The following is an 18,455-nucleotide window of genomic DNA, read 5'->3' on the forward strand; positions in this document are numbered from 1 at the left end:
GGGAAGGTATAGGCATCCGTGAGGGTGCCTTTACTGGCGCACGCGTTCACCCCGGCTTGCGCAGGGTCTTCTGCTTGAGGATATACACGCTGACCAGCACTGCACTGGTGAGCATGAAGGCCCGAGCCCAGAACAGCGGCACCAGGTAGCAAGACAGACCGATGCTGGCCCACATCAGGCCGATGGCGTAGACCTTGCCTTTGAGCGGAATGCCTTCGCCACTGAGGTAATCACGGATCCACGGCCCGAGTTTGGGGTGATGGACCAGCCAGTGATGAAAGCGGGGCGAACTGCGGGCAAAGCAGGCCGCCGCCAATAACAGGAAAGGGGTGGTAGGCAACACCGGCAGGAATATCCCCAGCACCCCCAGCGCGACGCTGAGCCAGCCGATGGCCAGCAGCAGGTAGCGCACAGCCGACTCAGTGATGGCGAGGCTTGAGCAGCGCCGGCTTCTCGTCAGGGGCGTGCAGCAGCAGGAACAGCGCGCTCAGTGCCTCTGGGATCTGCACAATCATGTCATCCTGCAGGTTGGCGTTGCTGGCGATGTCGGCAAACTCTGGTTGCTCGTCGAACAGGCCCGAACCGACCATGATCGGCAGCAGCATCTCGCTGACTTCTTCCTCGGCGTTCTCGAACCAGGCCTCTTCGCGCAGGAACACGCCTTCCATGAAACCGATGCACCAGCCGCGCAGGTCGGAATCGTCCGGCTCGTCGGTCAGGTCCAGTTCGCACGGCAGGTCGAACTCTTCGTCGCTGGCCAGTTGGCGGGCGATGTGAGCCTTCAGCGCCACCAGGGTCGCTTCGATTTCGGTGCGCTGGGCATCGCTGGCGTAGTGTGGCTCTTCGGCGAACAGGGCGTCGATCCATTCACGCTCGGGAACGTCCTCGGCATTGATCGACAGGGCTGTGAGGTAGCCGTGGGCGGCGACGTAGTCCAGCGCTTCTTCGTGCAGCTCGTCGGCGTCGAGGAAGGCTTGCAGGCGGGTGAGTTGCTCGGCGAAGGACATTACAGGGCTACCTTGGGGAATAAACGATAGTGAATTCTAGCACCTTGCAGCGATGGCGGGGCAAAGGGAACGTCTGTCACAGCGGCGCCCTGCGTGGGTTGGCACTGGGGTATAATCCGCGATTTTTCATCCAGGGGCGGTCTTTGTCGGCCGTCTGGTAAAAACCGCTTACGCATTCGGCGTGTGCGGGGCGGGTTTTTCGTCCAGCCTGTCTCCAGGATGGTACGGCGATTTGTGGAGTTGCACATGCTCGAACAGGCTCAGCGCGTTCTCAAGGATATCTTCGGCTACGACAGTTTCCGTGGGCGCCAGGCAGCAATCATCGAATGCGTGGCCAACGGCGGCGATGCGCTGGTACTGATGCCCACCGGCGGCGGTAAGTCGCTATGTTTCCAGGTGCCGGGGCTGCTGCGCCCAGGCCTGACCGTGGTGGTTTCGCCGCTGATTGCGTTGATGGACGACCAGGTCGCTACGCTCGACGAGCTTGGCGTGGCCGCGGCCGCACTCAACTCAACGCTCAGCGCCGAGCAGCAGCGTGAGTTGGCCGGGCGCATGCGCCGCGGTGAGCTGAAGATGCTGTACCTGGCTCCGGAACGCCTGGTGCAGCCACGCATGCTCGATTTTTTGCGCGAGCTGGACGTTTCGTTGTTCGCCATCGACGAGGCCCACTGCGTGTCGCAATGGGGCCACGACTTCCGCCCGGAATACCTGCAGTTGGGCCAATTGGCCGAGCTGTTCCCGCATGTGCCGCGCATCGCCCTGACCGCCACCGCCGACATGCGCACCCGCGAAGAGATCGTCCAGCGCCTGCACCTGCAGGGCGCTGAGCGTTTCCTTTCCAGTTTCGACCGGCCGAACATCTTCTACCGCATCGTGCCCAAGGAGGCGCCGCGCAAGCAACTGATGGCCTTCCTCGGCGAGCGTCGTGGCAACGCAGGCATCGTCTACTGCCTGTCGCGCAAGAAGGTCGACGAGACGGCTGCCTTCCTTTGTGATCAAGGCTTCCCGGCGCTGCCGTATCACGCCGGCCTGGCGGCCGAAACGCGATCCGCCAACCAGCACCGCTTCCTCAACGAGGAAGGCTTGATCATGGTTGCCACCATCGCCTTCGGCATGGGCATCGACAAGCCCAACGTGCGCTTCGTCGCCCACCTCGACCTGCCCAAGTCGCTCGAAGCCTATTACCAGGAGACCGGCCGTGCCGGCCGTGACGGCTTGCCGTCCGATGCCTGGATGGCCTATGGGCTGCAGGACATGGTGATGCTCAAGCAGATGCTGCAGAACTCCGAGGGTGACGAGCGCCACAAGCGCGTCGAGCAGCACAAGCTCGATGCCATGCTGGCCCTCTGTGAAGAAACCCGCTGCCGCCGTCAGTCGCTGCTGGCCTACTTCGACGAAACCCTGGAGCAGCCCTGCGGGCATTGCGACAACTGTATCGACCAGGTGCAGACCTGGGACGCCACCGAACCTGCCCGCCAGGCGCTGTCGGCGGTGTTCCGTACTGGCCAGCGTTATGGCGTGGGGCACCTGATCGACGTACTGCTGGGCAAGGACACCGAGAAAGTGCGCAATTTCGGCCACCAGAAGCTTTCGGTGTTCGGTGTCGGCAAGCCGCTGGCCGAAGCCGAGTGGCGCTCGTTGTTCCGCCAGTTGGTCGCCCGTGGCCTGGTGGACATCGACCTGGAAGGCTACGGTGGCTTGCGTCTCTCCGACAGCTGCCGGCCGCTGTTGCGCGGCGAAGTGACCTTGCAGCTGCGCCGTGATCTCAAACCGCAAACCGTCGCCAAGAGCGCTGGCAGCGGTGGCAGCCCGGCCAGCCAGTTGGTGCGTGCCGAAGAGCGCGAACTGTGGGAAGCGCTGCGTACCCTGCGGCGCAAGCTGGCCGAGGAGCACAGCGTGCCGCCTTATGTCATCTTCCCCGACTCGACGCTGCTCGAGATGCTGCGCAGCCAGCCCGCCAGCCTCAGCGACATGGCCCAGGTCAGCGGTGTGGGAGCGCGCAAGCTCGAACGCTATGGTCAGGCGTTCCTTGAGGTACTCAATAACAGCGGTGGCACTGACGACGCGCCGAAAGTGGTGCTCGACCTGCGTCATGAGCTGGTCAGCCTGGCGCGGGCGGGGATGACCCCGGCGCAGATTGCCGGGCAGCTCAATTGCAGCGAAAAGAACGTTTACAGCCTGCTTGCCGAGGCCATTGGCCGCCAGGAGCTGAGCCTTGATCAGGCCCTCGATCTGCCGGAGGACCTGATGATGGAGGTGCAGGACGCCTTCCTCGACGGCGAAGGCGAGCTGCCGCCGGTATCGACCATCGCGCCACTGTTCGGGCCACGGGTACCGGAGGGCGTGCTGTATTGCATACGCGCGGCGCTGGCAGCGGAATTCGACCTCTGATAGCCGGCAGGTTCGAGGCCAGAAGCGCCAACTGCTGACCTTTGTCATGTTTTTTGACGATTATCGAACAGTGGCAGGCGCCCGAGCCTTGCCACGTGCTCCGGGTCATGGTTAGCTGCCTAACAATTAGATCTGTTCAATGAGTTGCTTATGCCCTTGACCGACAACCAACACCGCTTCGGCATGCAGCTGGCCCAGATGTCCCGGGGCTGGCGTGCCGAGCTGGATCGCCGCCTGGCCGGGCTCAACCTGTCCCAGGCGCGCTGGCTGGTGTTGCTGCACCTGGCCCGTTTCGAGGAGGCCCCCACCCAGCGTGAGCTGGCCCAGAGTGTAGGCGTCGAAGGCCCGACCCTGGCGCGCTTGCTCGACAGCCTTGAGGCACAGGGTTTGGTGCGCAGGCAGGCAGTGCTTGAAGACCGGCGGGCGAAGAAGATTCTGCTGTGCCCACCGGCCAAGCCGCTGATCGAGCAGATCGAGACCATTGCCAATGCGCTGCGGGTAGAGCTGTTTACCGGGGTGGATGAGGCGGACCTGGAGGTGTGCATGCGGGTGCATGCGAAAATTCTGGGTAACCTCGAAAAGTCCTGATTCCTGGGGCTGCAAAGCAGCCCCATCGATTTAGAAGGTATGCCCCAGGTTCAGGTACACCGCCTGCTCGTGCGCACTGTTGGCCCCATAGCTCAGGTTCAACGGCCCCAGCGGTGTCTCCAGCCCCAGGAAGATGCTCGCCGCATTGATGTAGCCACTGTCAAATTCGTTGTCGTTGTTCCATGCCCGCCCACGCTCCAGCGACGCCCCGATATACAGTGGGAAGTCCAGCGGCACGTAGGCCCGTGGCGTCAGGCGACGGTAATAGACTATGCGCAGCAAGCTGATGTTCTGCCCAGACACCGAATCCTGGCGGAACCCGGACAGCTCCCGCGCGCCCCCCATCACGAAGCTCGACGTCACCACCTCGGCATCATCGAGCGTGCGCCCATAGCGCCCGCCCAGCACCCAGGTATTCGGGCCACTGCTGATGGCCTTGTCCAGGCTGAACAGCCACTGGCGGTAGTCCTGGTCGGAGTCGAGCGATTTGTCGTACTTGCGCAGGGTCATGCCGATATCTTCGCCGCTGTGCGGGAAGTACACGTTATCGAGGGTGTCGAACGAGTACTTGAGCTCGTAGAACCCTTCGTTGAAGCTGACCTTGGGCAGGTCCTGGTCACCGATACGCACCTCGGCTTCGCCCCAGGCCTTGCCAGCGCCAAGGCGTACCTCGCCGTAGGTGCCGATCTGCCGGCCGATATTGAGGCCAAAACCGTAACGTTCCAGGCGGTATTCAGCGATAGGGTCGTTGTCCAGGGTCGCCTCGATGTTGCGCGAGCCCAGGTCCAGGTAAGGGGCGATGAAGAAGCGTGAGCCTACGTCCAGCGGCTGGTAGAACTCGCTGTAGAGCTCTTGCTGGTCGCCGATCTGGGCGCGGGTCAGCCATTCGGCGCCCAGGCTGTTGATGCCGTTGACCCGGTAGCTGGCACCCAGGTTGAAGGCGCTGTCACCGCGCAGGTCGTCCGACAGGTTCAGGCCCAGGCGCAGGTAGTCGGTGCCGCCGCGCCTGCCGCGGGCATTGATCACCAGCGTGTTGTCGGCGCCCTTGTGCACCACGCGGTACTGCACCCGGTCAAAGTAGTCCAGGCCATATAGCGTGCCCATGTCGGTCTGCAGGCGGTCCAGTTCCAGCGGTGCATTGATCGGCTGGCGGATATAGGAGCGGATCACGTCGTCGCTGACCTTGGAGTCGTTTTCCACCCTGATCGCGGTGATCACTGGCGTGCGCTGATGCGGTGAGCGGGCAATGGCCAGGCTGCTGTCACCCTCGGGCTGGCGCAACGCCGCCAGGCGCGAGTCGAGCAGGCGCGTGGCGCGGTAGCCGGCTTCGATCATCTCGCGGGCACGGCCGAAGTCGGTCACGCCAAATGCGGCCAGCGACGGCTGGACCAGGATGTCGTCGGCGTGCAGGCTGGCCAGTTGTTCTTCGGAGTTGCGCCGGGTCATCAGGGTAATCGACTGGTTGAGCACATCGACCACCGTGGCCAGTTGCTTGCGGTCACGCAGCGGCGTGCCGATGTCGACCACGATGGCCAGGTCTACCCCCATGTCGCGGGCCACATCCAGCGGAATATTGTCGACCATGCCGCCATCCACCAGCAGGCGGCCTTCCAGCTCCACCGGGGCGAATACGGCGGGGATCGACATGCTGGCGCGGATTACCTGGGGCAAGTGGCCGCGGCGGAACACCACCTTTTCGCCGCTGGCGATGTCGGTGGCCACCGCACGGAAGGGGATTGGCAGTTTGTCGAAGTCACGGGTGTCAGCGGTGTGGGCCAGCTTGCTCTCAAGCAATAGCGCCAGGTTCTGGCCCTGGATCACGCCCAGCGGCAGGCCCAGGCTGCCGTCGTCGCGAAAGCTCAGCTTCTGCTTCACCAGGAAGTCACGGTCGTCCTGCTTGCGCCGGAAAGGGACGTCCTTGCGCGGTGGCGCATCGGACAACGCCTGCTGCCAGTCCAGGGTGGTGGCCAGTTTTTCCAGCTCTTCGACACTGTAGCCGGAAGCGTACAGCCCACCGATAACAGCGCCCATGCTGGTGCCGGCGATGGCGTCGATGCGCACACCTTGTTGTTCCAGGGCCTTGAGCACGCCGATATGGGCCAGGCCGCGGGCCGCGCCACCAGAGAGCACCAGGCCAACCTTGGGCCGTGTCTGCTCGGCGGCATTTACCGTGGCAGAAACCAGCATCAGCAAAAAGCAGAACAGCAAACGGCGCATCGTGAGTCTCAAACCGTGGGCGAAAGACCGCTAGTATAAGCGGCCCCTTACCTGGAGATGCTTCGCCATGGTCATCAACAAGCCGGAAATCGTCATCACTTATTGCACGCAATGTCAGTGGCTGCTGCGCGCCGCCTGGCTGGCCCAGGAACTGCTCAGTACCTTTTCCGATGACCTGGGCCGGGTGGCGCTGGAGCCTGGTACCGGCGGCATCTTCCGCATCACCTGCAATGGCGTGCAGATCTGGGAGCGCAAGGCCGACGGTGGTTTCCCGGAGGCCAAGGTGCTCAAGCAGCGGGTACGTGACCAGATCGACCCGCAGCGCGATCTGGGCCACAACGACCGCTGATCAGGCGCCTTCTGCCAGTGGCCGGGGCTTTGCGGGTTGCTCGGCGGCCAGGCGGCTGGACAGCACGATGGCGAAGATGATCAGCGCGCCACCCAACAGCATGCGCACGGTGGGCGTTTCGGCGAACACCGCCCAGGCCACGGCGATGCCGTAGACCGGCTCCATACCGAACACCACCGCAGCGGTGCGCGCCTTGATCACGGCCAGGCTGGCGACAAACAAGCTATGGGCAACACCCGTGCAGAAGATGCCGAGCAGGGCGATCCACAACCAGTCCATCGGCGTCACAGCGCCCAGGCCTGGCGCTGCGAACGGCAACAGGCAGAGGCTGACCACCAGGTTTTGCCACAATGCTGCCTGCACCGCCGGCAAACGACCCGAGCCGGCGCGGTTGGTCAGCGACAGCAACGAGAACAACAGCCCCGAAAGCAGTGCCCAGAGCAGGCCGCCAGTGGCCTCGCTGGCCAGGTCGAATGCCGGTGTGACCAGCACCAGGCCGATGCTCACCAGCAGTACCAGCACGGCTTCGTTGCGGCGGATGCGTTCGCGGAACAGCAGGCCTTCGAGGATCACGGTAAAGGCCGGGAAGCTGGCGAAGCCCAGGGTGGCGATGGCCACGCCGCCGACTTTGACGGCGATGAAGAAGCTGACCCAGTGCCCCGCCAGCAGCACGCCGCCGAGCAGCAGGCGGCGCACATCCTGGCCACTGAGCCGGTGCCAGCCTTGACGGGCAAAACGGGCGAACAGGGCCAGGGCCAGGACGGCAAAAACTGCGCGGCCGAAAACGATGATGGCCGGGCTGGCGCTGGCGGCCAGCTTGCCGAAGACGCCGGTGAGGCCGAAGAACAGCGCGCCAATGTGCAGGGCGCCTAGGGCTGTGCGGTGGTTCATGGGGGTCCTTGCTCAAGATCTCTACTGGCTGTGCCGGCCTCTTCGCGGGCAAGCCCGCTCCCACAGTTACAATGCAACCTTCCTATCTGTGGGAGCGGGCTTGCCCCGCGAAAGGGCCAGTGCCGGCATAGTGTATGTCGTAAGGCCGATGAGTTCTGTCGCCCACCTAGCGTCCGTTATCGCCAGACTCTCGCCGCAATGCCAGCGGCGTGCAGCCAAAGGCCCGCAACATCGCCGCCGAAAATGCACTCTGCGAGCTGTACCCGACCTGCGCCGCAATCTCACCCATCGGCAGCCGTGTTCGCTCCACCAACTGCCGCGCCTTGAGCAAGCGCCGCTGGCGCATGTAATCCATCGGCGTCATCGCGCATTCGGCGATAAAGCGCGCATGCAGGCGAGCAGTGGAAAGCCCGGCCAGGCGCGCCAGGTCGGCGACCTGCAGCGGGTAGGCGGCATGCTGCTCGATATGCGCATCGAAGGCTGCATAAGGCAGGCGCTGGCTGGCCCTGATACTTGCCGCTGCCGTAGGGTTGAGGCTGGCCAATAGCAGTGCCGCGCCTTGTCGGGCGATCAGCGGGTCGTCCATGGGGCAGGTCGCCAGCCAGTCCACCAACTGCTGCTGGCGGGTATCCAGGCCCAAGGCAGCGGGCCGATCGAGCAGCCGGCGGCTGGCATCGGCATGCTCGCCCAACTGCTCGCGCAACCAGCGCTCGCCAGGCACGTCCAGCACCAGGCAGTCGCTGCCGGCACCGCTGGAACAGGTGTGATGGGCGCCGGCTGGCACCACCATCAGGCCCTGACGATCAACCCGTGCTCCCTGGCCCTGGACCTCGAATTCCAGGCGGCCGCTCAGGCCGAACACCAGTTGCGGGTGTTCGTGGCTGTGGGCGATCAAGCTGTCTCGGTAATGGCGCAGCGAGAGGATCGGGCCGGTGGTCATGGGGAGTCCTCGCAGGGCAGAAGCGCATTGTGCCTCATTCACTGCAGGCCATCACCCGTAACCGTTTCGCCACAGCACTGTCATCCGCGCCTGCCAGTCTCCAGCAAACTGCGCCGGAGCCCGCCCATGACCCACGTCGAACTCGCCCGTCCCTCACGCAAGCAGCGCGTGCGCACGTTATGGATTTCCGATGTGCACCTGGGCACCCGCGACTGCCAGGCCGAGCACCTGTCGCGGTTTCTCAAGGGCTATCAGGCGGATCGCATCTACCTGGTGGGCGATATCATCGATGGCTGGAAGCTGCGCGGCGGCATCTATTGGCCGCAAGCCCACACCAACGTGATCCGGCGTCTGTTGACCATGAGCAAGCGGGGCACCGAGGTGATTTATGTCACCGGCAACCATGATGAATTCCTGCGCCGCTATTCCAAGCTGATGCTGGGCAACATTCAACTGGTGGATGAGGCCGAGCACCTGACCGCCGATGGCCGTCGCCTACTGGTGATCCATGGTGACCAGTTCGACGTGATTACCCGCTACCACCGCTGGTTGGCGTTTCTGGGCGACCGTGCGTATGAGTTCACCCTGGTGCTCAACCGTTGGCTCAACCATTGGCGTGCCCGTTACGGTTATGGCTACTGGTCGTTGTCGGCTTACCTCAAGCACAAGGTCAAGGGCGCGGTGAACTTCATCAGTGACTTCGAGGATGCGATTGCCCACGAATGCACCCGCCGAGGCTTTCATGGGGTGGTGTGCGGGCACATCCATCACGCCGAAATCCGCAAGGTGGGGGAGGTGGAGTACCTCAATTGCGGGGATTGGGTGGAGTCGTGCACGGCCTTGATCGAGCACTGGGATGGCAGCATCGAGTTGTATCGGTTGGCCGATGCGCAGGCGCGACACGCTGAAAGCCGCAAAGCGGCCCAGGCAATTTAAAGGCTGATCTTGCCCAGCAAGATGTCGCGGAACATGGCGAAATCGCCGATCAGGCTATACAGCGGATAGGTAAACGTCGCCGGCCGGTTCTTCTCGAAAAAGAAATGCCCGACCCAGGCAAAGCCATAGCCAAACAGCGGCACGGCCAGCAGCAGCAGCCATTTGCCGCTGCCGATGGTGTATGCCAGCAGGGCAATTACCAGGCTCGTACCGACAAAATGCAGCCGGCGGCAGGTGGGGTTGCTGTGTTCGCCCAAGTAGTAGGGGTAGAACTCGGCAAAACTGCGAAACTGCGCTGTGCTGTTCATGGCAGTGCTCCGGGGTAAATACTTCTGGATAAGATGCACGGCGTGGAGCCTGAATCGAGTCTAGAGTCATTGGCGGGGCCTACCAGTGACAATAGGCGCCAATTGAGTATCCTTGGGGTTCACCGCAGGAGCGGTCAGCATAAGAAGCCTGTCATGAGTGAAAGAACCACGTCAGCCAGCTGGGCATCAGGGATCGTCAAGGCACTTGAGCTGGAAGGGCTCGATTGCCAAGCCATGTTCAAGCAGCTCGGGCTGGATTTCGCCGCCCTCGATGACCCTGACGCACGTTTTCCACAGGACTCAATGACCCGGCTCTGGCTGCTGGCGGTGGAGCTGTCGGGCAACGAAGCCATTGGCCTGAACATGGCGCGCGTGGTACGACCGGCTTCGTTCCACGTGGTGGGCTATGCGCTGATGTCCAGCCGCACCCTAGCCGAAGGCTTCGAGCGGCTGGTGCGGTACCAGCGCATCATTGCCGAAAGTTCCGACTTGAGCTTTCGCCTGGGGCCTGAGGGCTATTCGCTGATTCTGACCGTGCATGGCGATCATCTGCCGCCGACCCGGCACAGCGCCGAAGCATCGTTGGCGTGCGCGCTTTCGCTGTGCACCTGGCTCAGTGGGCGCGTCATCCAGCCGCGGCGGGTGCTGGTGCAGGGGCCGCAGCCGAAGAATATCGACCCTTACAAGGTCGCCTTCCACTCCCCTCTGGTGTTCGACGCGCCGCATGATGCGCTGGTGTTCGAGCGGGCCGACATGGAAGCGCCGCTGCCGACCGCCAATGAAGCGATGGCGGTGCTCCACGACCGTTTTGCCGGTGAATACCTGGCACGCTTCTCGGAAAGCCGGGTCACCCACAGGGTGCGTCAGGTGCTGTGCCGCATTCTGCCCCAGGGCGAGCCCAAGCGCGAAACCCTGGCCCAGGCCCTGCACCTTTCGCAGCGAACCTTGCAGCGGCGTTTGCAGGAAGAAGGCACCAGCTTTCAGACCCTGCTCGACGATACCCGGCGTGAGCTGGCCGAGCAGTACCTGGCCCAGCCGGGCATGACCCTGTTGGAAACCGCGTACCTGCTGGGTTTCGCCGACCCGAGCAATTTCTACCGGGCGTTCCGCCGCTGGTTCGATGCCACACCCAGCGAATACCGCGCCCGTTTGGGCGCGGAACCGGAGGGGGTCAGTGACGCCAGAACGCCGGCATGCACAACACTAGCACCGTGATGATTTCCAGCCGGCCCAGTAGCATGCCGCCGGCGAGGATCCACTTGGCGGCGTCCGGCAGCGTGGCATAGTTGCCGGCAGGGCCGATCACTTCACCCAGCCCTGGGCCTACGCCCGACACCGTGCCGGCGGCACCGGTCAGCGCGGTCATCCAGTCCACGCCCAGCAGCGACAACAGCAACGCCATCACGCAGATGGTGATCGCGAAGAAGAACGAGAAGGTCAGGATCGAACGTACGATTTCTTCGTCCAGGCGGTGCCCGTTGTACTTCTGCTTGATCACCGCGCGCGGGTGGATCAGCTGGTTGAGGCTGGCCTTGAGCAGGATATAGGCAACCTGGAAGCGGAAAATCTTGATGCCGCCTGCGGTCGAGCCGGAGCAGCCGCCGATAAAGCCCAGGTAGAAGAACAGCATCAGCGAGAAATTGCCCCACAGGCTGTAGTCGCCCAGGGCGAAACCGGTGGTGGTGACCACCGAGGTCACGTTCAGCGCCACGTGGCGCAAGGCATCCAGCCAGTGCAGGTTGGTGGTGGCCCAGTACCAGGTGCCCAGCACGACCCAGGTGACCACCAGCATACCGAGCAACCCCTGAACCTGCTGGTCGCGGATCAGCGCCTTACGGTTGCCACGCAGGGTGGCCACGTACAGGGTGAAGGGCAGGCTACCGAGGATCATCACCACCACCGCGACCCAGTGCACGGCAGGGATGTCCCATTTCGCCAGCGACTGGTCGGAGGTCGAGAACCCACCGGTGGAAATCGCCGACATGGCGTGGTTGATGGCGTCGAACGGGCGCATGCCGGCCCACCAGAAGGCCAGCGCGCCGAGTACGGAGAAACCGACGTACACGCCGACGATCGACTTGGCGACCATGTGTGAGCGCGGCATGACCTTCTCGGAGCGGTCCGAGGACTCGGTCTGGAACAGGCGCATGCCACCAATGCGCAGCAGCGGCAGGATCGCCACGGCCATGGCAATGAAGCCGATGCCGCCGAGCCAGTGCAGCATCGAGCGCCACATCAGGATCCCCGGCGACATGTTGTCCAGGCCGCTGAGCACCGTGGCGCCGGTGGCAGTGATGCCGGACATGCTCTCGAAGAAGGCGTCGGTGTAGCTGATGTGCTGGGTCAACAAGAACGGCAAGGCTGCGAACACGCACACCACCAGCCAACTGCTGACCGTTAGCAGGTACATGTCGCGTGGGCGCAGGTGAACGTGTTCGGGGCGGCCCTGGACGACCATGAGCAGGCCGGCGATGAACGTGATCAGGCTGGACCAGAGGAACGACGGCATGTCGCCGGTGCGCTCGAAGATCACCAGGGTCGCCATGGGCACGACCATACTGACGGCCAGGGTGATCAGGAAGATGCCGATGATGAAACCAATGATCCTTAAGGTCGGCAACGCCATGTGATCTGCTCTGACTCTGAACGGAAGGGCGCCATTCTACCTATGGGTCTGGTGATGTAAACGCTAGAATGGCCGCACATTCACCTGCCAGGAGGGTAGCCGATGGAGGCTCTCGACGCATTGCTCAACCGTGTATCCGTGCCACGCCTGACCGAGCCCGCGCCCAATGACGCCCAGCGCGAGGCGTTGTTCCAGGCCGCACTGCGTGCGCCGGATCACGGCCAGCTGCGGCCGTGGCGGTTTCTGACCATCGAAGGCCAGGGCCGCGACAAGCTCGGCGAGTTGTTCGCCGAAGCGGTGCAGCACAAGGGTGATGCCAGCCAGGCTGCGCTGGACAAGGCGCGCGCCATGCCGCTGCGTGCACCGTTGCTGATTGTGGTAATTGCCACGTTGCAGGATCACTTCAAGGTGCCCAAGTCCGAGCAGCGCCTGGCGGCGGGGTGTGCGGCCCATGGGATTCTGATCGCGGCGCATGCCCAGGGTGTCGGTGCGGTGTGGCGGACGGGTGACATGGCCTTTGATGCGCATGTGCACAAGGGGCTGGGGCTGGCCGAGAACGAGGAGTTGATCGGCTACCTGTATGTCGGCACGCCGCTGCATGAGCCGCGTACTGCGCCCGTACTGAAAACCGCTGATTTCGTCAGTGCCTGGGGTGAGTAACATCCAGTTGGGCTGATTGTTGTATCAGGGCTGCTGGCCCTTTCGCGGGCAAGCCCGCTCCCACGGGTACTGTGCAATGCTTGAGATTTGCACCAAACCGGTGGGAGCGGGCTTGCCCGCGAAAGGGGCAGATGCCTTTAAATCACCTCAACTGCCAGTCGCTTCAGTCACAGGCAACTCCAGCCTGGCCACAAATCCCCCTTGTGGATGATTGCCCAGCACCAGGCTCCCGCCATGGCGCTCTGCCGCCTTGCGCGCAATCGCCAGGCCCAGCCCATGCCCCGCAGCCTGTTGCCCTGGCGCCCGGAAGAACGGCTCACCCAACTGCGCCAGGTGCTCTGCCGCCACCCCAGGCCCATGGTCGCGCACGCTCAGTACGATACGGTCCTGCTCACGCTCGGCGCTGACTTCGATCGGTTGCCCGGCCGGGTTGAAGCGCAAGGCGTTGCGCAGCAGGTTGTCCACCGCGCGTTCGATTAGCGTTGGCCAACCCTGCAAGGTCAGCCCGGGTTGTGCCTGCAGGCGCACGTCCTGGTCTGGCGCGCTGAGCAAGGCATCCTTGCGCACACCCCCGAGCAACGCGTTGAGGTCAACCGGCTCGGCGTGGGCCTGTTCGGCATCGACACGGGCCAGGGCGAGGATTTCGCTGATCAGGTCTTCCAGTCGGTCGCACTCGCGGGTCAGGCGTGGCCACAGTGCCTGGCGCTGCTCGGGCTCGGCGCGCTCGGCCAGCGCCAGGGCGATACGCAGCCGCGCCAGCGGTGAGCGCAGTTCATGGGACACATCGCGCAGCAACTGGCGCTGGCTGCCAATCGTGCTCTGCAAGCGGGCGCCCATCTTGTTGAAGTCGTTGGCCAGCACCCCGAACTCGTCGCGCCGTGCCGCCAGGCGTGCCAGGCTGTTTTGCTGGTAGCTGGTCTGGCCGAGGTCGTGCACGGCGCTACGCAGGCGGCTCAAGGGGCGGGTGATGGACAAGGTCACCAGCAGGCTGAACAGGGTCAGTACCACCAGGGCGATACCCAGCGCACTGAGCGGCCAGAGCAGGCTCTCACGGTGCCAGGCGTCCAGCTCGGGGTGGGGGATCCGGTAGATCAGCAAGTAGGTTTCACCGCTGTAGGGGCTGGTGTATTCCTCGGTCAGGCGGCGCCACGGCAGACGCCGCTCGTCATTGTGCTGGCGTGCCTCGAAGGCAGCGGCGCGGCGCGGGAAGGTACCGGGCACGACCGCGTCGCCGCTGTCGTCGAGCACCTGTACGTCGATCTTGAAGCGCTGCTTGCGGCGTTCGAGGAAGTGCTGCGCCGAGTCCAGGCCTTCTTGTTCGTAGTGCTTGGCCCAGTGGCTGGCCAAGGTATTGAGGCCTGGGTGGCGGCTGAGGATCCAGGCGTCCTGGTTGAGCATGTGGCCCAGCAGGATCGAAAGGCCCGCAACCAGGGTGATGGCCAGCCAGAAGCTGGCCAGGATGCGCCAGAACAGTGAACGCAAGTGCACCTCCTGCAAACGGGAAAAGCCCGGCCCGCAAGGGTGCGGGCCGGGCGTGGGGCGGACAGCTTACTGAGCCTTGCCGCCTTTTTCAGCTTTCCAGGCCTGGAACTCTTGCCATTCGGCTTTCTGTGCGGCGCGTTCTTTTTGCAGTTCGTCGAACTTCTTCTGCTGCTCAGGCTTGAGCAGGCCACGGACCTGGCTGTCGGTCTTGTCGCGGCTGGCTTTGATTTCGTCCTTCATGGCCTTTTGGTCGGCGGCCGGCAGTTTGGACAGGTAGCGCTCGGTGATGTCGCGGCGCTGCTTCATCTGCTCGCCCATCAGCTTGCCGATCTGCTGACGTTGATCGCGGCTTAGGTCCAGTTGGGCGAAAGGCGCATCACCGCGATGATGCGGGCCGTCGTGACGCGGGCCGCCTTCAGGCATGGCCATGGCCACGGTCGGCAGGGCGGCGGCGAACATCAGGGCGATAAGGGTCTTGCGCATGGTGTCTCTCCTTTCATAGGCCGGTGGTTACCGGATGAGCACAGTCTACGCAGGCCACCGTCAAGGGCGGTCAGGGGAGGGTAAAGGCTGGGTAAAGATGGGGTGCTGAGATTGGGGGCCGCTGCCAGCCCATCGCAGGCAAGCCAGGTCGCACATGACCAGTGCAGCGCTATCCCAGTGGGAGCTGGCTTGCCTGCGATGAACTGCGCAGCGGCCCCGGCGATTTCACAGACTGTAGTAATAGCCGCGGCTGCGCAACGCGACGATGCGCGGGCGCCCATCGGCATGTGGCCCGATTTTCTTGCGCAGGTTGCTGACGTGCATGTCCAGGCTACGGTCGTACAGGGTCAGCTTGCGTCCCAGGCCGATCTGCGCCAGTTCCTGTTTGTCCAGCGGCTCACCCGGCTGGCGCAGCAGGGCTTCGAGGATGCGGCTTTCAGACAGGGTCAGGGTCATTTCGCGGCCATCGATGCTGGCCACGCCACGGGCCGGGCTGTAGACCAGGTCGCCCAGTTCCACCTGGCTGGTGGTCGCGGTGGGGTGGCTGCGGCGCAGTACGGCTCGCAGGCGAGCGGTAAGCTCGCGCGGGTCGCAGGGTTTGGCCAGGTAGTCGTCGGCGCCCAGCTCCAGGCCGAGGATGCGGTCCAGCGGCTCGCCACGGGCCGAGAGCATCAGCACGGGCAGTTCGGCATGCTCGCTGCGCAACTGCTTGAGCAGTTCCAGGCCACTGCCGTCTGGCAGCATTACATCCAGGACCACGGCTGCCGGGGCGTGTTCGGCCAGGGCCTGGCGTGCGCTGTGGCCATCGTGGCAGGCACGGACGGTAAACCCTTCCTGGGTCAGCCAGCTGCCGAGGAGCTCGCACAGCTCCTGGTCATCATCAATCAGTAACAGCTCGCTCATGACTCACTCAATTCAACCATTGACGGCGAGTATTCGGCCCGCCAGTGGCAAAGATACCGCAGACTGATGGCAAGTGTGTAACCACCAGCACCGTGTCGCCTGCTTCGCGGGCAAGCCCGCTCGCACAGAACGCTGTAAACCTCAGGCTCTGTGAGGTGGCCGGGGAAGCAGGCGACACGGCCTTCGATCAAGGCAAGACTTGCTTGAAGGGCTTGACGATGACCTTGTCGTACACGCCCGCGGCAATGTACGGATCGGCATCGGCCCAGGCCTGTGCAGCGGCCAGGGAATCGAACTCGGCCACGATCAGGCTGCCGCTGAAACCGGCTTCACCCGGGTCGTTGCTGTCAATGGCAGGGTGTGGGCCGGCCAGCACCACGCGGCCTTCGGCCTTGAGTTGCTGCAGGCGCTCGATGTGCGCAGGGCGGGCCGCCAGGCGCTTTTCCAGGGAGTTAGCGACGTCGCTGGCAATGATGGCGTAGAGCATGTCAATCCTTGGGTTTGGAGGTAGAAGGGTCGTCGTGCAGGTGGCGTGACAGGTAGACACCTTGGGCCACCAGGAAGATCACGGTCATGCCCAGGCTGCCGAACACCTTGAAATCGACCCAGAAGGCCTGGAAGGTGAAGGCGACGAACAGGTTGGCCGCCCCGCAGATCAGGAAGAAGCAGATCCAGGCCAGGTTCAGGCGGGTCCAGATGGCATCGGGCAGGGTCAGGGCGTGGCCCATGATGCGCTTGATCAGCACCCGATCGCCGATGAAGTGGCTGCCGGCGAACGCCAGGGCGAACAGCCAGTTGACCACCGGCGCTTTCCATTTGAGGAAGGTTTCGCTGTGGAAGGTCAGGGTCAGGCCGCCGAACACCAGGCAGGCGATCAAGGTCAGCCATTGGCCTTTCTCCAGCTTGCGCTGGCGCAGGAACAGGGCACCGTACACCACCAGGGAGCTGGCGATGAGCATGGCCGTGGCACTGTAGATCCCGCCGAATTCGAAGCTGTGGCCGGCGACCTCCATGGGCCGTGGGTCGAGCTTGTAGACGATGAAGAACAGCAGCAATGGGATGAAATCGATGAATTGTTTCACAATGGCAGCCAGAATCGGGATGTGACGGCATAATAACAAACATCGATTCTAGCGGTAGCGCTCCTCCATGAATGTTGATCTGCACTGTCACAGCACGGCCTCCGACGGCGCCCTGTCGCCCACGGTCCTGGTCGCCCGGGCCCATGAGCACGGGGTGCAAACGCTGGCACTCACCGACCATGACACCATCGAAGGGCTGAGCGAGGCGCGTCTGGCCTGCCATGAACGCGGCATGCGCTGGGTCAGCGGGGTAGAGCTGTCGTGTACCTGGGGTGGGGCGACCATCCATGTGTTGGGTTATGACTTCCCGCTCGACGCCGCGCCGTTGCTTGACGCCATCGAAGCCTTGCACCGTGGCCGCTGGCTGCGCGCCGAGGAAATCGACAAACGGCTGGCGGCCAAGGGCATGCCGGGCACGCTTGACGGTGCCAGGGCCGTGCAGCAAGCGCTCGGCGACAGCGGTAATGCCCCGGCACGCCCGCACTTTGCCGAGTATCTGGTGCGCGCCGGCCACGTCAAGGACCGCGGCGAGGCGTTTCGCAAGTGGCTGGGCGCCGGCAAGCTGGGTGACGTCAAACAGCACTGGCCGACCCTGGACGAAACCGTCGCGACCCTGCGCCAGTCCAACGCTTGGGTAAGCCTGGCCCATCCGATGCACTACGATCTGACCCGCAGCAAGCGCAGAAGGCTGATTGCCGACTATATTCAGGCAGGCGGGCAGGCGCTTGAGGTGGTCAACGGGATGATGCCGGCCGAGCAGGTGGGCACGATGTCCATCCTCACCCGTGAGTTCGGCCTGCTGGCAAGCGCTGGCAGTGACTTCCACGGCCCCGGCACCTGGGGCGAGATTGGTGCCTACCGGCCTTTGCCCGAGGACCTGCCACCTCTGTGGCGCCGATTCAGCCATGAACAGCCTATGGCGGTATGAACAGGATGATTACGTGAGCCAATTTTTCCAGATTCATGCGGAAAACCCGCAAGCGCGCCTGATCAAACAGGCCGTTGAAATCATTCGCAAGGGCGGTGTGGTGGTCTATCCCACCGACTCGGCCTACGCGCTGGGTTGCCAGATCGGCGACAAGAACGCCATCGAACGGGTTCGCCGCCTGCGCCAGTTGGACAAGCAACACAATTTCACCCTGTTGTGCTGCGACCTTTCGCAAATGGGCCTGTTTGCCAAGATCGATACCTCCACGTTCCGCCTGCTCAAAGCGCACATTCCAGGGCCCTATACCTTTATCCTCAATGCCACCCGAGAAGTGCCGCGGCTTCTGATGCACGAGAAGCGCCGCACCATCGGCCTGCGTGTGCCGTCCAACCCTATCGTCCTGGCGCTGCTTGAGGAACTGGGGGAGCCGTTGATGAGCGTGAGCCTGATCTTGCCGGGCGATGAAGAGCCCATGACGGATCCCTACGAGATCCGTCAGCGCCTGGAGCACCACGTTGACCTGATCATCGATGGCGGCTTTGGCGACCTCAAGGCCTCCACCGTAATCGACTTGACGGGCGATGAGCCTGCCTTGATCCGCGAAGGCTGCGGTGATCCCACACCGTTTATGGCCAACGCTTGAGCCAGGTAGAAGCGCCCGAGG

20 protein-coding genes are annotated in these 18,455 nt (G+C 63.6%); 8 read left to right on the forward strand and 12 right to left on the reverse strand.

The genetic code is table 11. From position 1 onward, the window contains the following. Nucleotides 1-46 precede the first annotated feature (46 nt). Together OGV19_RS03200 and OGV19_RS03205 are read right to left on the reverse strand one after the other, a co-directional pair. A complete protein-coding gene (locus OGV19_RS03200; protein ID WP_264312103.1) occupies nt 47-412 on the reverse strand; it encodes a YbaN family protein in 366 nt (121 codons plus the stop codon). A 7-nt stretch (nt 413-419) separates the two neighbouring features. Continuing rightward, nucleotides 420-1,007 carry a YecA/YgfB family protein gene (locus OGV19_RS03205; protein WP_012273599.1) on the reverse strand — a complete coding sequence of 196 codons (588 nt, stop codon included), beginning with the start codon at nt 1,005-1,007 and terminating at the stop codon, nt 420-422. A gap of 246 nt (nt 1,008-1,253) precedes the next feature. Between OGV19_RS03205 and recQ the strand changes: the two genes are divergently transcribed. Further along, a complete protein-coding gene (gene recQ, locus OGV19_RS03210) occupies nt 1,254-3,398 on the forward strand; it encodes a DNA helicase RecQ (RefSeq protein ID WP_264312104.1) in 2,145 nt (714 codons plus the stop codon). Nucleotides 3,399-3,548: 150 nt separating this feature from the next. Beyond that, the gene (locus OGV19_RS03215; RefSeq protein ID WP_027593119.1) at nt 3,549-3,986 is read left to right on the forward strand and encodes a MarR family transcriptional regulator; all 438 of its coding nucleotides are present in this window, start codon (nt 3,549-3,551) and stop codon (nt 3,984-3,986) included. Between the two features lie 30 nt (nt 3,987-4,016). On the opposite strand, the gene OGV19_RS03220 is transcribed toward OGV19_RS03215, so the two are convergent. Next, nucleotides 4,017-6,203 carry a patatin-like phospholipase family protein gene (locus OGV19_RS03220; protein ID WP_264312105.1) on the reverse strand — a complete coding sequence of 729 codons (2,187 nt, stop codon included), beginning with the start codon at nt 6,201-6,203 and terminating at the stop codon, nt 4,017-4,019. Between the two features lie 67 nt (nt 6,204-6,270). Here OGV19_RS03220 and OGV19_RS03225 point away from each other — a divergent pair, with 67 nt between their 5' ends. Beyond that, nucleotides 6,271-6,552: an Rdx family protein gene (locus tag OGV19_RS03225; RefSeq protein WP_264312106.1), complete on the forward strand. Its 282-nt coding sequence runs from the start codon at nt 6,271-6,273 to the stop codon at nt 6,550-6,552. Here OGV19_RS03225 and OGV19_RS03230 read toward each other — a convergent pair whose 3' ends face one another. Next, on the reverse strand, nt 6,553-7,443 hold the full coding sequence (locus OGV19_RS03230) for a DMT family transporter (RefSeq protein ID WP_264312107.1): 891 nt from the start codon (nt 7,441-7,443) through the stop codon (nt 6,553-6,555). A 166-nt stretch (nt 7,444-7,609) separates the two neighbouring features. Continuing rightward, a complete protein-coding gene (locus OGV19_RS03235; protein ID WP_264312108.1) occupies nt 7,610-8,383 on the reverse strand; it encodes a helix-turn-helix transcriptional regulator in 774 nt (257 codons plus the stop codon). 126 nt (nt 8,384-8,509) lie between these two features. Between OGV19_RS03235 and OGV19_RS03240 the strand changes: the two genes are divergently transcribed. After that, nucleotides 8,510-9,319: a UDP-2,3-diacylglucosamine diphosphatase gene (locus OGV19_RS03240; RefSeq protein WP_264312109.1), complete on the forward strand. Its 810-nt coding sequence runs from the start codon at nt 8,510-8,512 to the stop codon at nt 9,317-9,319. Here OGV19_RS03240 and OGV19_RS03245 read toward each other — a convergent pair. Then, nucleotides 9,316-9,627 (reverse strand): Mpo1-like protein, encoded by a 312-nt coding sequence (locus OGV19_RS03245; protein WP_027593113.1) that lies wholly within the window; start codon nt 9,625-9,627, stop codon nt 9,316-9,318. The two genes, OGV19_RS03240 and OGV19_RS03245, sit on opposite strands and share 4 nt — an antisense overlap. Nucleotides 9,628-9,780: 153 nt before the next feature. On the opposite strand from OGV19_RS03245, the gene OGV19_RS03250 reads away from it, so the two are divergent. Beyond that, nucleotides 9,781-10,842: an AraC family transcriptional regulator gene (locus tag OGV19_RS03250; RefSeq protein WP_264312110.1), complete on the forward strand. Its 1,062-nt coding sequence runs from the start codon at nt 9,781-9,783 to the stop codon at nt 10,840-10,842. On the opposite strand, the gene OGV19_RS03255 is transcribed toward OGV19_RS03250, so the two are convergent. Further along, a complete protein-coding gene (locus OGV19_RS03255; RefSeq protein WP_264312111.1) occupies nt 10,799-12,253 on the reverse strand; it encodes a TrkH family potassium uptake protein in 1,455 nt (484 codons plus the stop codon). The two genes, OGV19_RS03250 and OGV19_RS03255, sit on opposite strands and share 44 nt — an antisense overlap. A 102-nt stretch (nt 12,254-12,355) precedes the next feature. On the opposite strand from OGV19_RS03255, the gene OGV19_RS03260 reads away from it, so the two are divergent. Further along, nucleotides 12,356-12,913, forward strand: coding sequence for an NAD(P)H nitroreductase (locus OGV19_RS03260; RefSeq protein ID WP_264312112.1), 558 nt, complete (start codon nt 12,356-12,358; stop codon nt 12,911-12,913). Nucleotides 12,914-13,060: 147 nt separating this feature from the next. Here OGV19_RS03260 and OGV19_RS03265 read toward each other — a convergent pair whose 3' ends face one another. The 5 genes from OGV19_RS03265 to OGV19_RS03285 form a co-directional block, all read right to left on the reverse strand. Then, entirely contained in the window at nt 13,061-14,401 is a 1,341-nt protein-coding gene (locus OGV19_RS03265) for a sensor histidine kinase (protein WP_264312113.1), read from the reverse strand. A 60-nt stretch (nt 14,402-14,461) separates the two neighbouring features. Beyond that, nucleotides 14,462-14,878: a Spy/CpxP family protein refolding chaperone gene (locus tag OGV19_RS03270; RefSeq protein WP_264312114.1), complete on the reverse strand. Its 417-nt coding sequence runs from the start codon at nt 14,876-14,878 to the stop codon at nt 14,462-14,464. 225 nt (nt 14,879-15,103) lie between these two features. Then, the gene (locus OGV19_RS03275) at nt 15,104-15,781 is read right to left on the reverse strand and encodes a response regulator transcription factor (protein WP_264312115.1); all 678 of its coding nucleotides are present in this window, start codon (nt 15,779-15,781) and stop codon (nt 15,104-15,106) included. A gap of 187 nt (nt 15,782-15,968) precedes the next feature. Then, nucleotides 15,969-16,268, reverse strand: coding sequence for a YciI family protein (locus OGV19_RS03280; protein ID WP_008091826.1), 300 nt, complete (start codon nt 16,266-16,268; stop codon nt 15,969-15,971). Between the two features lies 1 nt (nt 16,269). Next, nucleotides 16,270-16,863, reverse strand: coding sequence for a septation protein A (locus OGV19_RS03285; protein ID WP_264312116.1), 594 nt, complete (start codon nt 16,861-16,863; stop codon nt 16,270-16,272). A gap of 67 nt (nt 16,864-16,930) precedes the next feature. Between OGV19_RS03285 and OGV19_RS03290 the strand changes: the two genes are divergently transcribed. Both OGV19_RS03290 and OGV19_RS03295 read left to right on the forward strand, forming a co-directional pair. Then, on the forward strand, nt 16,931-17,791 hold the full coding sequence (locus OGV19_RS03290) for a PHP domain-containing protein (protein WP_264312117.1): 861 nt from the start codon (nt 16,931-16,933) through the stop codon (nt 17,789-17,791). Between the two features lie 13 nt (nt 17,792-17,804). Next, entirely contained in the window at nt 17,805-18,434 is a 630-nt protein-coding gene (locus tag OGV19_RS03295; RefSeq protein ID WP_264312118.1) for an L-threonylcarbamoyladenylate synthase, read from the forward strand. The last annotated feature ends 21 nt before the right edge of the window (nt 18,435-18,455 follow it).

The sequence above is a fragment of the Pseudomonas putida genome (assembly GCF_025905425.1).
Taxonomy (GTDB): Bacteria; Pseudomonadota; Gammaproteobacteria; order Pseudomonadales; family Pseudomonadaceae; genus Aquipseudomonas; species Aquipseudomonas putida_AF.